The 13,787-nt window shown below is 54.3% G+C and carries 17 protein-coding genes; 2 read left to right on the forward strand and 15 right to left on the reverse strand.

The window, feature by feature from the left end; translation table 11 throughout:
* The 13 genes from FBQ85_22460 to FBQ85_22520 form a co-directional block, all read right to left on the reverse strand.
* On the reverse strand, positions 1-274 hold a 274-nt coding region (locus tag FBQ85_22460), incomplete at its 3' end, for a F0F1 ATP synthase subunit gamma (GenBank protein MDL1877904.1).
* On the reverse strand, positions 275-1,819 hold the full coding sequence (locus FBQ85_22465; protein MDL1877905.1) for a F0F1 ATP synthase subunit alpha: 1,545 nt from the start codon (positions 1,817-1,819) through the stop codon (positions 275-277).
* A 129-nt stretch (positions 1,820-1,948) separates the two neighbouring features.
* Positions 1,949-2,494, reverse strand: a complete 546-nt coding sequence (gene atpH, locus FBQ85_22470) for an ATP synthase F1 subunit delta (protein MDL1877906.1) — start codon at positions 2,492-2,494, stop codon at positions 1,949-1,951.
* Positions 2,495-2,526: 32 nt separating this feature from the next.
* Positions 2,527-3,027 (reverse strand): F0F1 ATP synthase subunit B, encoded by a 501-nt coding sequence (gene atpF, locus FBQ85_22475; protein ID MDL1877907.1) that lies wholly within the window; start codon positions 3,025-3,027, stop codon positions 2,527-2,529.
* A 178-nt stretch (positions 3,028-3,205) separates the two neighbouring features.
* Positions 3,206-3,433 (reverse strand): ATP synthase F0 subunit C, encoded by a 228-nt coding sequence (locus FBQ85_22480; GenBank protein MDL1877908.1) that lies wholly within the window; start codon positions 3,431-3,433, stop codon positions 3,206-3,208.
* A 212-nt stretch (positions 3,434-3,645) separates the two neighbouring features.
* Positions 3,646-4,641, reverse strand: a complete 996-nt coding sequence (gene atpB / locus FBQ85_22485) for a F0F1 ATP synthase subunit A (protein ID MDL1877909.1) — start codon at positions 4,639-4,641, stop codon at positions 3,646-3,648.
* On the reverse strand, positions 4,638-4,982 hold the full coding sequence (locus tag FBQ85_22490; GenBank protein ID MDL1877910.1) for a hypothetical protein: 345 nt from the start codon (positions 4,980-4,982) through the stop codon (positions 4,638-4,640). The genes atpB and FBQ85_22490 overlap by 4 nt, the downstream gene beginning before the upstream one ends.
* Positions 4,983-5,001: 19 nt before the next feature.
* Positions 5,002-5,283, reverse strand: coding sequence for an AtpZ/AtpI family protein (locus FBQ85_22495; protein MDL1877911.1), 282 nt, complete (start codon positions 5,281-5,283; stop codon positions 5,002-5,004).
* A gap of 12 nt (positions 5,284-5,295) precedes the next feature.
* Complete coding sequence (locus FBQ85_22500; protein ID MDL1877912.1) at positions 5,296-5,712, reverse strand: polymer-forming cytoskeletal protein; 417 nt, start codon at positions 5,710-5,712, stop codon at positions 5,296-5,298.
* Between the two features lie 34 nt (positions 5,713-5,746).
* A complete protein-coding gene (locus FBQ85_22505) occupies positions 5,747-6,637 on the reverse strand; it encodes a M23 family metallopeptidase (protein MDL1877913.1) in 891 nt (296 codons plus the stop codon).
* A 306-nt stretch (positions 6,638-6,943) separates the two neighbouring features.
* Positions 6,944-8,446, reverse strand: a complete 1,503-nt coding sequence (locus FBQ85_22510; GenBank protein MDL1877914.1) for an MFS transporter — start codon at positions 8,444-8,446, stop codon at positions 6,944-6,946.
* A 2-nt stretch (positions 8,447-8,448) separates the two neighbouring features.
* Complete coding sequence (locus FBQ85_22515; GenBank protein ID MDL1877915.1) at positions 8,449-9,525, reverse strand: flippase-like domain-containing protein; 1,077 nt, start codon at positions 9,523-9,525, stop codon at positions 8,449-8,451.
* A 141-nt stretch (positions 9,526-9,666) separates the two neighbouring features.
* Positions 9,667-10,056 carry a heavy-metal-associated domain-containing protein gene (locus FBQ85_22520; GenBank protein ID MDL1877916.1) on the reverse strand — a complete coding sequence of 130 codons (390 nt, stop codon included), beginning with the start codon at positions 10,054-10,056 and terminating at the stop codon, positions 9,667-9,669.
* A gap of 188 nt (positions 10,057-10,244) precedes the next feature.
* Between FBQ85_22520 and FBQ85_22525 the strand changes: the two genes are divergently transcribed.
* On the forward strand, positions 10,245-10,676 hold the full coding sequence (locus FBQ85_22525; protein ID MDL1877917.1) for a hypothetical protein: 432 nt from the start codon (positions 10,245-10,247) through the stop codon (positions 10,674-10,676).
* 36 nt (positions 10,677-10,712) lie between these two features.
* Here FBQ85_22525 and FBQ85_22530 read toward each other — a convergent pair whose 3' ends face one another.
* Both FBQ85_22530 and FBQ85_22535 read right to left on the reverse strand, forming a co-directional pair.
* Positions 10,713-11,765: a hypothetical protein gene (locus FBQ85_22530; GenBank protein ID MDL1877918.1), complete on the reverse strand. Its 1,053-nt coding sequence runs from the start codon at positions 11,763-11,765 to the stop codon at positions 10,713-10,715.
* A gap of 220 nt (positions 11,766-11,985) precedes the next feature.
* Complete coding sequence (locus tag FBQ85_22535; GenBank protein MDL1877919.1) at positions 11,986-13,251, reverse strand: hypothetical protein; 1,266 nt, start codon at positions 13,249-13,251, stop codon at positions 11,986-11,988.
* Between the two features lie 203 nt (positions 13,252-13,454).
* Here FBQ85_22535 and FBQ85_22540 point away from each other — a divergent pair, with 203 nt between their 5' ends.
* On the forward strand, positions 13,455-13,655 hold the full coding sequence (locus FBQ85_22540) for a type II toxin-antitoxin system HicB family antitoxin (GenBank protein ID MDL1877920.1): 201 nt from the start codon (positions 13,455-13,457) through the stop codon (positions 13,653-13,655).
* Positions 13,656-13,787: the final 132 nt, after the last annotated feature.

The raw sequence follows: 13,787 nt of genomic DNA on the forward strand, positions 1-13,787 counted from the left end.
ACGCGCCCGCCAGCCCGCGATCGCCGGTGATCACGACAAAGGCAATGTGCTTGGGCTCCTCGTGAACGGTGAGCAGCGGGTGCAAGCCCGGATCGACTTTCGCGCTGACGTGGCCCAAAATTTCGTCGAGATTGCGCGCATACGGCCGCGCCTTCAGCATGCGCTCTTGCGCGCGCCGCAACTTGGCGGCCGCCACCAGCTTCATGGCTTTGGTGATTTGCTGCGTGCTCTTGACGCTGCCAATCCGGCGTTTAATGTCGCGTAACGTCGCCATTTATGCCTTGCCGCCAAAAATTTGCAGGAAATCTTTTGCCGCGCCTGTCAATTTGGCCTTCAACTCATCATCGATGGCCTGCTTCGTGCGCAGCGTCTCAAAAATGTCGGGGTGGTTGGATTCGATATACGTGAGATATTCTTTTTCGAACCGCTGGATTTGATCGACGGGAACTTCATCGAGCAGGCCGCTGGTGCCGACAAAAATAATCGCAATCTGCTTCTCCACCGAGGCCGGCTCATATTGGCCCTGCTTCAGAATTTCCACCATGCGCGCGCCGCGCGCCAGTTGCTGTTGCGTGAATTTATCCAAATCCGAACCGAATTTGGCAAACGCGGCCAGTTCGCGGTATTGCGCAAGATCGAGGCGCAGGCGGCCGGCGACTTGCTTCATCGCTTTGATTTGCGCATTGCCGCCGACGCGGCTCACCGAGATGCCAACGTTGATCGCCGGACGCACGCCCGCATAAAACAAATCGCCCTCGAGAAAAATCTGGCCGTCGGTGATGGAAATCACATTTGTGGGAATATAGCCGGACACGTCGCCGGCTTGCGTTTCGATGATCGGCAATGCCGTGAGCGAGCCGCCGCCCTTGACCACGCCGAATTGCCGCAGCGCATTCATGTCGTCGGTGAGCTTGGAGGCGCGTTCGAGCAAACGGGAATGCAAATAAAACACATCACCGGGATACGCTTCGCGGCCCGGCGGGCGGCGCAGCAGCAACGAAACCTGGCGATAGGCCCAGGCGTGTTTGGAAAGATCGTCATAAACTACCAAGCAATGCTGGCCGTGATCGCGGAAATACTCGCCCATGGCCGCGCCGGCGTAAGGCGCAATGAATTGCAGGGGCGCCGGATCGCTGGCGTTGGCCGCCACCACGATGGAGTAATCCATCGCGCCGGCGTCTTCCAGCGTCTTGACGACGCGCGCCACCGAGGAGGCCTTCTGACCGACAGCTACATAAATACACTTCACATCGCCGCCCTTTTGGTTGATGATCGCGTCGATCACTACTGCGGTTTTGCCGGTGCCGCGATCGCCGATGATCAACTCGCGCTGGCCGCGGCCAATCGGAATCATCGCGTCAATGGCTTTGATGCCGGTTTGCAACGGCTCTTTCACGGGCTGGCGCTGCACCACGCCTAGCGCCTTGCGCTCGAGCAGGCCGCGCTGTTTCGTGTTCACCGGGCCTTTGCCGTCCAGCGGATTGCCGAGCGGATCAACGACGCGCCCGAGCAGCTCCGGGCCGACCGGAACATCCATCACGCGTCCGGTGCGCTTCACCGTATCGCCTTCTCGAATTTCCGTGTCACGCCCGAAGAGCACGACGCCGACATTGTCTTCTTCAAGGTTGAGCGCCATACCCATCACGCCGTTCTTGAATTCGACCAACTCGCTCGCCTGCACGCCTTCCAGGCCGTAGATGCGGGCAATGCCGTCGCCCACTTGAATGACTTCGCCGACTTCGGCAATATCGATTTTTCGTTCAAATCCTTCGATCTGTTTTTTTAGAATCGAAGTGATTTCATCCGGACGAATTTCCATGCAATCACATCTCCAGGATATTTGATTGGCAAAGCCCGGCTGGCGCCAGCCAGGTTTACTTGTTGCCGCGCATTGAAAAGATTGAGCGTCAAGCCTTCAAAACGCCGCGGTCAACTTCACGTTAGGATGCTAATTCCGCCTGCTGTACATGGCGGCGCGCAACCGCTCCAATTGCAGGCGCACCGAGCCGTCGAGAATCTTGCCGTCGAGATCGAGAATCAAGCCGCCGAGTATTTCAGGATTGACGCGGTTTTCAATCTCGAAATTCATCTGCAGGGCGTTCGTCAGATCTTTTTTGAGCGCATCCAACTCCGGTTGTGCCATCGGCACCGCCGAAATTGCCAGGGCCTTCACTTTGCGGCTATGCTTGTCGTGGAGTTTCTGAAACGCCTGATGAATTTCACGATAGGCGCCGACGCGCCCCTTTTCCGCCAGCAAGAGCAGAAAATTATACATCACCGGCGAACAGCGCGACTGAAACACCTGCGCAATGGCAGCGCGTTTTTCGGCGCGGCTGTTTTCCGGCGAGCGCAGGAATTGGCTCAATTCCCGGTTCTCTTCCACGGTGGTAACGAACTCATACAACTCACGCCGCAACGGTTCGAGTTGGTTGCGCTCCAGCGCGAGGGCGAACAGCGCCTTGGCGTAACGTTGCGCGAGAATGCCTTCTTTCATGTAAAGATAGTCCTCCGCAGCTTCCCGCTGGTTTAATTCGGCTCGCCCACGAGCGGACGAATTTCCTGCAACGCCTGGCGCACGAGATCTTGATGATCTTTGGCGTTCAGCGATTTGCCGATGATCTTCGCTGCAATATTTACGGAAAGCTCGCCCGCGGTGCGCTTGATTTCCTCCAACGCTTTTTCACGCTCCAGCGAGATGTCGCGTTTGGCGCGCTGCGCCATGGCTTCGGCTTCGGCCTGCGCTTTTTGCACGATTTCATCGCGTGCGGTTTCCGCGGATTTCCGGCTTTTGGCGATCAAGTCCTGCGCCTCCTGCCGGGCTTTTGCGATCATCTGATCGTACTCCAGCCGCATGCGCTCGGCATTCTTCTGCGCTTCTTCAGCGCGGTCGAGCGAATCTTTGATCCGGCGTGTGCGTTCGTCAATTGCGGCGACGATCGGGTTCCATGCCTTCCAGCGCAGCAACAACACCAGAATGCTGAAAATAATGATCGTCCAAATAATAAGGCCTGGTTCTAGCTTTAACATGTTTGATCTGGAAATTGAACAATGATCAACCCAACACCCGTGAGCTGGTTCGTGTCCGTCCCCAACTCTCGCCGTCCGGGCGATTGTTAATAAAATCGTCCATCACAACATCCTGACAAACGCAACCGCCCGGCAGTTATGCCATGCGGGATAGACACGCGCCAATGCCCGAGCCTGATTATTTGCCGGCAAGCAAAAAGCAGATCACTTCGCCGAACAGCGCGACGCCTTCGATAAGGGCGGCGGCGATAATCATCGAACCGCGCACGTCAGCCGCCGCTTCCGGCTGGCGGCCAATCGCTTCCATGGCGGCGCTTGCTATTTTACCAATGCCAAAACCTGCACTCATTGCTACAATGCCGGCGCCAATGCCGGCGGCCAAATGTGCCATACCGAATTCACCCATGGCGAATTCCTCCGTCAGTGTTGAATACCATTGATCGAGTTTATTATTGACAATTGCTTGACAGCCGAATTCCGGTACGTATTTATCCCGTTCCCATTGCCGGGCAAAACAACGGGATGAAACAAGCGACAGCTTTTGCAGGGAGTTTCAGATGCCCAAACGAAGATCGCGACGCGAAGCTGCGCTGGCGCGAACCGCACAGCGCCTCGGCATCAGTGCGGATGTCCCGCCTGGGCGGGATGGGCCTCCTCCTCATGGTGCTCTGAATGAGCAGCCGCAAAACCAATAAACAGCGCCGACAACAGCGTAAAGATGTACGCTTGCAGAAAGGCGACAAGTATTTCCAAAAGATTGACGAATAAACTGAAGGCAACCGACACCGGCGCAATACTGAGGCCTGCCCAAAAATTCTCGCCGTTCTTGCTGAAGATGAAAATGAGATTGATCAATGCCAGGATGACGACGTGACCGGCCGTCATGTTCGCAAAAAGTCGGATGCAGAGCGCAAAGGGCTTGGTGAACAACCCGAGAATCTCGACCGGCACCATGACGATCCACATGAGCGGATGCACGCCCCCGGTGAGATGCTTCAAATAACCGCCCAAACCGTGGGCGCGAATGCTGGCAAACTGGGTGAGAACAAACGTCAGAGAGGCCAGCGCCGCCGTCACGCTCACATTGCCCGTGGCGGTGGCGGCAAACGGCACGAGGCCGATCAAGTTACACGTTAAAATAAAGAAGAAAGCGGTGCAGAGATAGGGCATGTACGTCGCGGCAAGCTTCGCGCCCATGTTGGGGATGGCAATCTCGCGGTAAATGAACTCGACAACCGCGTCAATCATGGCGGCAAAACCGGTGGGAACGCTGCCCGGGCGGTTGCGGCGAGCTGCTGCGGAGAGCGCGATAAACAGAATCAGCGCGACAAACATCATCATGAAGACATGCTTCGTGATCGAAAGATCGATGCCGAACAATTCGAAACGCGGCAGGTGAATTTCGCCGATCGGGTGGAAATCCAGTTTATTATCGTCACCGATGTGATGAAGAATAAACTGGCCGATGCTTTCCTCTTCAGGGTGATGCGCCTCTTCGTGCTGCGGTGCGTGAGTCGCGGCCGCGTGCGGCGCTTCGGGGGTGGAAGGTTCTTGCGGCGTGTCGCCGGCCAGGGTGAACAGTGCGAGAATGGAGCTAATCAGCAGCGGCGTCATGAATTTTTTATGGATTTGAGGCGTTTAAAATGTCTTTGCAAAATATATGTTTCTGCCATCTGAAAAATCAAATAAGAGCCGACCAGCGAAGCGGCAAACACCGTAAGATCGAGCGACGAAAACTTCCAAACGAAAAACAACGCCGCGCCGACAATCATCACGCGCAACACGAAACCACCGAACAAAACACCCATGAAAATCTTTTGCGATTTCGTGCTCGCCCATTTCAAGGCCAAAAATCCGATGACGGCCATGCCCGCCCCGATAGCGAGACCATATCCGAAACTCTCAGGTGTTGAAGCTTCAGCCAGCTCAGGCGACGAGGCCAAGAATAGCAGCACGGTATTCCAATTCAATCATTCAAGCCGAAGACTTGTGCGTTCCCTTGCCCTGCTCCCGCCTGGCCCGGTCTTCCGCTTTGGTTAAACGCATCACATTTTGGTACAAATTAATAAAGCCCGCGGTGGCGCCAAAAATCACACCGATAAGCAAGCCGATGGGCGAACTCGACAATTTGAGATCCAGCCAATATCCGCCCAGCGCGCCTAGCGCCACTGCGAGGGCAAAACGCAGGCCGAGGTCAAGATACGGAACGGCCGTTTGAATACCCCGGAGAAAATCTTTGGGGTCTGGCTTTGCCATGGCCACACGTATTTATTGATGCGTAATATTCATTTCCGGGCGGCCCGGACGATTCGCATTCGACATGCGCGGGCGTCCGTCGGCGCTTTCCGGCAGCGCCAGCACTTTGGAGTCGTCGCTCATCGAGCAGACGCCATCGAAAACAGCGCCTTCATCAATCACCAGTTTTGAAGCCTTCACTTCACCGTTGAAAGACGATTTTGCTTCCAGCACGACTTTGCCGCTGGCGAAAACTTTGCCTTTGATGCGTCCGCCCACAATGGCATTCACGAGCGAATCGGTGGCGGTTATATCACCCTTGACCCGCCCGTCAATACGCAAACTGCTTTGTACTTTGATCGAGCCTTCGACGATGGAGCCTTTGCCGATAATGGTGTTCAGGTCTCCGCCCTTATCAAAGTCTTCCATTTCTTTTTTTCCTAACATCATCGCCTCGAGTTGGTGTATCAAAAACCAAATTTATCTAGTGAGCGTCATTGGTGCGCAAGGTCAAAACATAGGCGCGGGGGTCGATCGACCTGCCCGCTTGCGAAATTTCAAAATGCAAATGCGGCCCGGAGCTTCGTCCGGTGCTGCCCAGCAGCGCGATGGGATCGCCGCGCTTGACATATCTTTTTTCACGCACGAGCAGGCGGTCATTGTGACCGTAATATGAGAACAAATCATCCCCGTGATGAATGATCACCAAATTTCCCAAATCCTTGTGCCAGCCTGCGAAAACAACGAAACCGCTTCCCGCCGCAACCACCACGGATCCCCGTTTGCCGGCAATGTCAATTCCGGTGTGCGCTTGCAGCGGAAAGTTCCAATCCTGTGAAAACGCTTCACTCAACAAACCTTGCGCAGGCAGCAGGGTCGGCATATTTTCGGGATATTTGCTGCTTTCTTTCACATTCGGCACTAACAGCCGGCCGGTACTCTCGATTTCATTGGCCGTCGTAACCGCAGGCGGCAGCGTTTCATCATCCGAAGAAGCTTCTGATGCGGCTGCGACATTCGGCAGAATCGACGCATTCAATGTCGAGCGGCTGGTGGTGTGGTTATCGACGCCCAGCAGGCTCATGATTTTGCCCTGATCACGATCCATGGCTTCGAGTTGAGCAGACAGCCGATAAACGCGCTTATTGTCATCGAGCAAGCGGGTGTTCGAACGTTCAAGCTCGGCGTTTTCATTGCTGACTTTAAAGAACTGATAATAGCCAATCGCGCCGCCAATCAGATGAAGCGTCAAAATGCCTGCGACGACCATGAACAGCTTGGCTTTCGTCCAACTCAAGCGAAAACTGTACGGTTCAGCATTATCGTCGGGAATCAGCAAAATGGAAATAAGACGCTGGCGTTTTTTCTTCATCATATGACTTCATCATCTTTTTGACCGCTAGCCGGTGCGCACATTCTTTACGCGCCAACCCGCCAGAGGTAAATGAAGGGGTGAGTCCACGGACCCAAAAACATGCGTAGCTCACATTCATTGTTGCCTATCGTCCGCTCAGCAGTCCAAGAAAAGCTGGAACATAGAAAATCCATGCCTAAAAGTCAACAGCTTTCTGGCCTTGTCAATGGTTCCAAACAAGTCCGTCAAAGCCAATTGCAGGCTTTAGTTAAGCGGCTCGGAAAATCCGTGCGCTTTTGGGTCTGTGAGGCGATTACTCATTTACTACTATTGAATGGCCGGATTCGCGGATTTTATCTCTACCTGGGGCCGTTGCGCGGAGACGCGCATGGCCACAAAAAATGTGAGAGCCGCGAGCGCACAACAAATGCCAAAAACGAAGTGTAGCCCGCCGGCCAAACCCGTTTGCAAATGCGCCAGGGCCTCCGTCGAAATGTGCGCGCGGGTTTCAGGCAACAACAGCGCACGCACCTCCGCCAAGCCGCCATTGGCAGCCGGGCCTCCGACGTTTGCCGCAACGCGATGCGCGAGAACCGCGCCAAGAATGCTGACGCCAATGGCGGCGCCGAGCGCGCGGGAGAAAATCGTGGAGGCGGTGGCCGTGCCAAGCTGTTCCGGCGGCGCGGTGTTTTGCACCGCGACCGTGATCGCGTTCGTCGCCATGCCCATTCCAATGCCAATGAAAAAACCGACCGCAGCCAACTGAAAAAACGAGGCTGTGTGCAAAAACAGGGTTTGATAGCCAAACCCCGCAACCATGAACACAACCCCAGACATCGCAATGGCGCGGTAACTGAACCGGTGCATATAATGGCCGGAGCCGAAACTGCCCAACCCCCAGCCGATGCTGAACGGCAGCAAAACCAGCCCGGCCTGCGTGGCCGTGCCGGAGAGAACACCCTGCACAAAGAGCGGCGCAAACACGATCAAGCTGAACGCGCACACGCCCATGATGAACGTGGTGAGATTGGCTGCCGCGATATCGCTTTGGCGCAGCAATGCCAGCGGCACGATGGGCGCAGCGGCTTTGCGCTCGACATGCAACAGCCAAAACAGAAGCGCGGCGATCACAGCAAAGGCGATCAAAAGAACAATGCGCGAGATCGCCTCGAGATTGTTGAATAAAATCATAACGCCCGTCACCATCAGGACGAGCAGCGCCGCTCCGGCGTAATCGACTTTAACATGTTTGTGCGGATGCGCCGGATCGTGCAAAAACCGATGGATGAACACCATGGCAAGAATGCCAATCGGCAGATTCAGGTAAAACGCCCAGCGCCAGGAAAAATGTTGTACGACGTAACCGCCGAGCGGCGGGCCGATCATGCTTGCAATCGCCCACAACGAACTGATGAAGCCTTGAATTTTACCGCGCTGGTGGGGCGGATAAATCACGCCAACCAGGCTCAGCGAGATGGCGAACATGGTGCCGCCGGCCAGGCCTTGCAGCGCGCGACAGACAATCAGCCAGATCATGTTGCGCGCCACGCCGCAGAGCATTGAGGTGACGAGAAACGCGACAATACTCGCCAGATACATGTTCTTGCGATTGAATTGATCCGACAGCTTGCCCGCAATCGGCGTGGCAATGGTGCTGGCGATGAGGTAAGCCGAAAAAACACCGCTGTATAAATTCAAGCCGCCGAGCGCTGCGACAACCGTTGGCATGGCGGTGCTCACGATCGTGGTGTCGAGCGCGGCAAGCAAGACTTGCAGAAAAATGGCAAGCGTGACAAGCATCGTCGCACGCTCGTGTTGATCAGGAGGCATATTCAAGCTTGCGTGGAATTTTCTTCCCGGACGGGCAGGCGTTTGTCCTCGTGGGAGTTGGGAGATGGGCTTTGCCCCGCGCCATTTGACCCTTCGCCTTCTTCGTTCGCGACGGCTTGGCGCAGGTCAAGATGTTGGCGATAATAATAATAAAAACCCAGCAAGGTGATGGGAACGAAATTCACGACATGCGACACGACGGCGAAACTAAGCGACTCGCTCGCCGAGATGCCAAACAGCATGAGAGATTGCTGGCAAACCCAATGAAACGAGCCGACATATCCCGGCGCCGCCGGCACCATGATCGCAATGCTCGTCATCACCAAAATCACCAGACTCGCGCCCGGCGGCATGTTGTAGCGGCTGTTCAGCTCAAACGCCTCGAGCGTAACGTACACGATCACGGCATAACACAGCCAAATGGCAAACGATTGCCAGGTGATCGTACCAAAATGCTCGGATTTCTTGAAAACACCAAATCCCTCCAAAAATGAGGCGAGCAACTTGCTCACGACCTGCTTCACCTTTTCGGGAAACGGCCGTAACAGGCGCATGACGAAGCTGAGGGTTCTTTCCGTGCGCTTCATCAAAAAAACAATGAACACGGTGCAGGCAACTGTAACGCCCAACAGAATCGCGCCGCCTTTTTCAATCCAGGCGGGGTAATCATGAAACAGCAGCGACACCCCCAGCAGCAGCAGCAACGAAATCACATCGATAATGCGTTCGACGAAAATCGTGGCAAAGGAGGCCATGCGCGACACGCCCGCGGATTGGCCGATGGCATAGGCGCGCAACACTTCGCCCAGGCGAAAAGGAAAAACATTGTTGCCGTAATAACCGATCATCATTGCCGAAAACAATTTCTGAAACCCCACCGGCTTGATGGGTTTCATAAAATACCCCCAACGCAACGCACGCAACCACAAACTCACATACATGAACAGCAAGCCCGGCGCCAGCAGCCAATAGTTGGCCTGCGAGAGCGTGCGCCACATCAAAGCGAAATCGATATTGCGAAAAGCGAGATACGTAAAAACGGCGCTGACGAGAAGGCTGAGGATGAGCTTGAGTCGCATGTCGTGTACGGCAATGGCGGAAGTCTGTTAACACGAAACCCCGCCCCTTTTGCCCGTGTGAAAAACCTCAGGCGCGGGAAGAGGCGGGGCTTCATTTTTTAAATTTATGAAGGGACGGCAGCCTCATGGTGCTGGCGGCTATCAGGTATTTGAAGACTTGGTTTTGGGCGCGCAACAATCACTTGTGCCGGCGTTGCCTTCCGGTTCACATGTGGCCTTGGGCGCAACGGCGTCTCCGGAAGTCGTCGTGGTCTGATAACCCAGCTTTTCAATCGCGCCGATGATGGCGGCTTCATTCGTCACCGCCGGATTGAATTTCACGCTTGCTTCACTTTTTGTGAAACTCACTTCGGCGGATTCGACGCCGTCGAGTTCGTGCAAGGTCTCGGTAATTTTATCCGCGCAGTTGTCGCAGCTCATGCCGGAAACCGGAATCACGGCACTTTGCACCGCGCCTTGTTGCGGCAGCAGCAGAAAACCCGCAAAAATAATCACAGCAATCGCAGCAATGCCCAACAACGTTTTCTTCATAATCTTCTCCACAATGAATTGTTGCCTGCCTAAAAAACTCGCGCAATATAATCCTCACCTGTTGGAATGTCAAGCATGTTTTCGCTTGACATTCGGCGGTCACGGCGCTATTTTGTCAGCCAAGCTGTGGCAAGATGACATGAACATCTGGCTAATAAATTTATCCGGCAATGTAGATTCTCGACTTTATGAAAATACGAGCCTTCCATTGTTTGAAATCTCTCACGCTCACGGCGCTAATTTTAGCATGCGGTGTGCGCAACGATCCCCGCGAGATTGCCGATGCGTTCTGTTATCGCTATCTGATTGAATTGAATCAAGCCGGTGCATTGGAAATTTCCAACGGTTTGGCTGCGGACAAATTGCGCAAAGAAATCGAATCGCTCAAAGGCAGCGCGCGCGCTTTCGAAGACGGTGAACGGGAATTTCACAGCCTGAAGCCGTTTATCGATTTTTCATTGAAAGCACGCACGGACAATGACGCCGAACACGTGGCGTTCGCTTATCACATTACCATCGAGCCGCGCCAGGGCTCGGGGAAAATGCATCGCGAGATTCTTGTGAATACTACGCGCACCGAGGGCCGCTGGCTGGTGAGCAATTACACCTTTGAGCAATAAAACGCCGCCGGCATCAACTTATTCCGTGCCAGGCAATCAGTTCGCTGTTCCCAACGACAAGATCCACCTTCTTACCAAATCGATTCCCACCGTATCCGTCCGGCTCGTTCCCAGCGGCGGCATGAATTGCGTGCCGTCGTCGAATGTGCGCGCGAGCAGTTGAAACAAAAGACTTTCCTCCGGCGCGCCCGGTTTGATGCGAACCTGAGTTGAATCATTCGTGGCAAATTTTTCCGGTCGAACATTAACGGTGTTTTCTTTCAACAAGGTGAAACGCAGATCCAGCGCCGTGGTGCTGAAAACCGGTGAATGCGGATTGTGGCAGTTGGCGCAATTGCCGTGCAAATAGCCGATGGCCTCACGCTCCACTTCCGGGCCGGGAATTTCAATCTTGGTGTCAGCGATCGGTTGCGTGAAAATATCGCGATCAGCCAGACGGCGCAGTTGTTCGCCGCCGTTCTCATCCAAAACGCCGCTCAACCGAATCATCTCAAAACCAATAACAAAGTCTTTTTGCGGTTGATGGCAGGCCAGGCACATCAAGCGGCTCGGAATCGTGTAAACGTAATTGCCGAGCGGCAATTGAAACGGCAGGCGAATTTCGCTGCCGTTGGTCAAGAATGCTTCGTCGCCGGCAGTGTTCCATTGATAAACGCCCACCTGCCAACCGTTGCTGCGGCGCTGCAGCACGCGCGTTTCGATCTTGCGCTTGGGCACGGCGCGATTGCCCATCGCAGTCAAATAAAACGTTTTGAAGAACAGCGTGCCTTCCGGAAACTCCCATTCTTGCGCATTGTGATTTGCAATTTTGCCGCCCGGCGGCAAAAACAAGTAACGGCTTTTTTCATTATCATCCGAATAAAGCGCATAACGAACCTCATAGGCCATGACGCGATCACTTGGAATTTCTTGCACGGGATCGCGATATAAACCGGTTTGTGAAAATTTTTCCGGCAATGCAGAAGTGGGATGATCCAGCAAGGTTTCTTCTGGCTCCGGCGCGATGGGTGTGCCACGTTGCGCGCAGGCGGAGAGGAGAAGCGTCAGCGCAAAGGTTAGTAGTCCTCGCCCCTTGTGGGCGAATGCCAAGGACAACAATTCCACATTGAAAACAGCATCTCGTAAGAAGGCGGCACGACGACCAAACGCTATCACTCTCTTCATAACTCAACCCACATCCGCATGTTAATCGAAAATTAATCCCGGTAAGAAGAACGCGTTCGTAGTATCGCCTTCAGGCGTTCGGAGCGCATGGGATAGCAAGGCCTGAAGGCCTCACTACGAACTTTCATTTTCATCATGACACAACTCACCACCGCATTTTAATCGAAAGATAAGCCCAGTTCGAATCATCCGCTTCAGGATTGCCGGCCTTGATAAAATCGCCGGCAAAAAAACGGCTCACGCCCAAACTCAATCCAACTTGTTCACGAAAATCATAATCAACTTGCAAATCCAAATTATAGCCCAGCTCGATGCTCTCGCCGGGGCGCGCCGGCAGCAGCGTTTCTGCGCGCTTGTCAAAGGCGAAACCGCGCGCCAAATACCAGGCATCATTGCCGTGCGCCAGCCGCAGATAATGCAATTTAGCTGAAGTGCGCAGAACCGGTGAGGGAGAAAGCTCCGTCAAGAACATCACATCGGCGATGTTGCTCCAACCGGCATAATCCGCCGCACCGAATTGCCCATGCACCGTCGGAAACAAAGTCGACAATGTTTGCAGCTTGCCGTCATTGGGATTTTCATCGCCCGAGCCGAATTTGTAACTCGCACCGATTTTCGGCGACCATTTTTGGGCAAGCTTGATCTTGCCTTGCAAGACCAGGCCGAAAGCATTCACGTCGAGGTTACCGTGTTTGCCGGTTTGATAAACGCCTTCGGCTTCGTATTCGAGGCGCTGGCGCAGCACGCCCGCGAGCTGCGCGCCGTAGCGGCCGAGAAACAATGCTTCGCCGCTGCTGCTGCCAATGGGAAAATCGCGATCGTCGATGAGCCACATGGCATAGGCGTCGAAGACGCGCGTTGCAGCGCTGCCGGAGGAAACAAAAGCGCCGGCAAATTCCTGATTGCCGTCGATCGTGGCCGCATTTTTATCGCGGATTTGCGCCAGCCAAAGATCGAGAGTCGTAGCGTGTTCGCCGTAAGTGAGGCGCAGCGCGTCGAACGCGCGGCCGACATTGTTCCAATCATTCACGCCGACCAGGCGCTGGCTGCCGAATTTCATCTCCTGCCGGCCCAGGCGCACGCGCAGCGGTTTGCCGGCCAGACGTTGCAATTCAAAATAAGCCTGATGCACATCCGTGTTGTTGAGCGGCTGCGTGGTGCTGCCCTCCTCGCCCCACAGGCGGCTATCCTGCATTTGCACGAATGCCGCCAGTTGATTGGGAAAATGCCAATGCAATCCCAGGCGCAAGCGTTGCAGCACGAAAATCTGCTCATCGCCGAGACGGGAATCAAAATCCGCATTTTGGCGGTATTCGGAACGCTGGCGCAGCTCGCCGGAGATTTGCAAAGGCTCTTGCGTGAGCAGAGGAATGTTGGCCAGCAGAAAGAATAGTGTATATCGTAATTGCATGGGACAATATATCTGGTTCAAAAATTATTTGCAATGCCCGAGCGCAGGGCGAAGTCCAACTTGGGCGCAACGAGTTTTCGAGATTACGAAAACCGTTGCGCGAAAGTTGGACTTCACTTGCTATGCTTGACATTGCATAAAGATTTTTTTAGTTTGCGTCACACCATTATAAAACAAGCGCCTCTTACGGAGTTACCATGAACGTGCACAACTACACTGTATTCTTTGAACCGCTGGGGGAAGGGGGCTACAATGTCGTTGTGCCTGCCATCCCTGAAATTTGTACATTGGGCGAAACGCTCGCGGAAGCCAAAGCCATGGCCGAAGACGCCCTCCGTTGTTATCTGGAAAGCGCCGTGCAATTGGGGGAAGAAACGCCTAATTTCAATTTCCCCAATAAATGATCAAAACTCTTGACCTGCACAGTCTGATATCGTATCACTGCTGTCCGGTTAAAACTAGAAAGCCACCAAAGCAACTACGATTTTGACTAATATTTATAGGGTCAAGATGCGATTCTATGCTTTGGCATTATT

It is taken from the genome of Cytophagia bacterium CHB2, from assembly GCA_030263535.1.
Lineage (GTDB): Bacteria > Zhuqueibacterota > Zhuqueibacteria > Zhuqueibacterales > Zhuqueibacteraceae > Coneutiohabitans.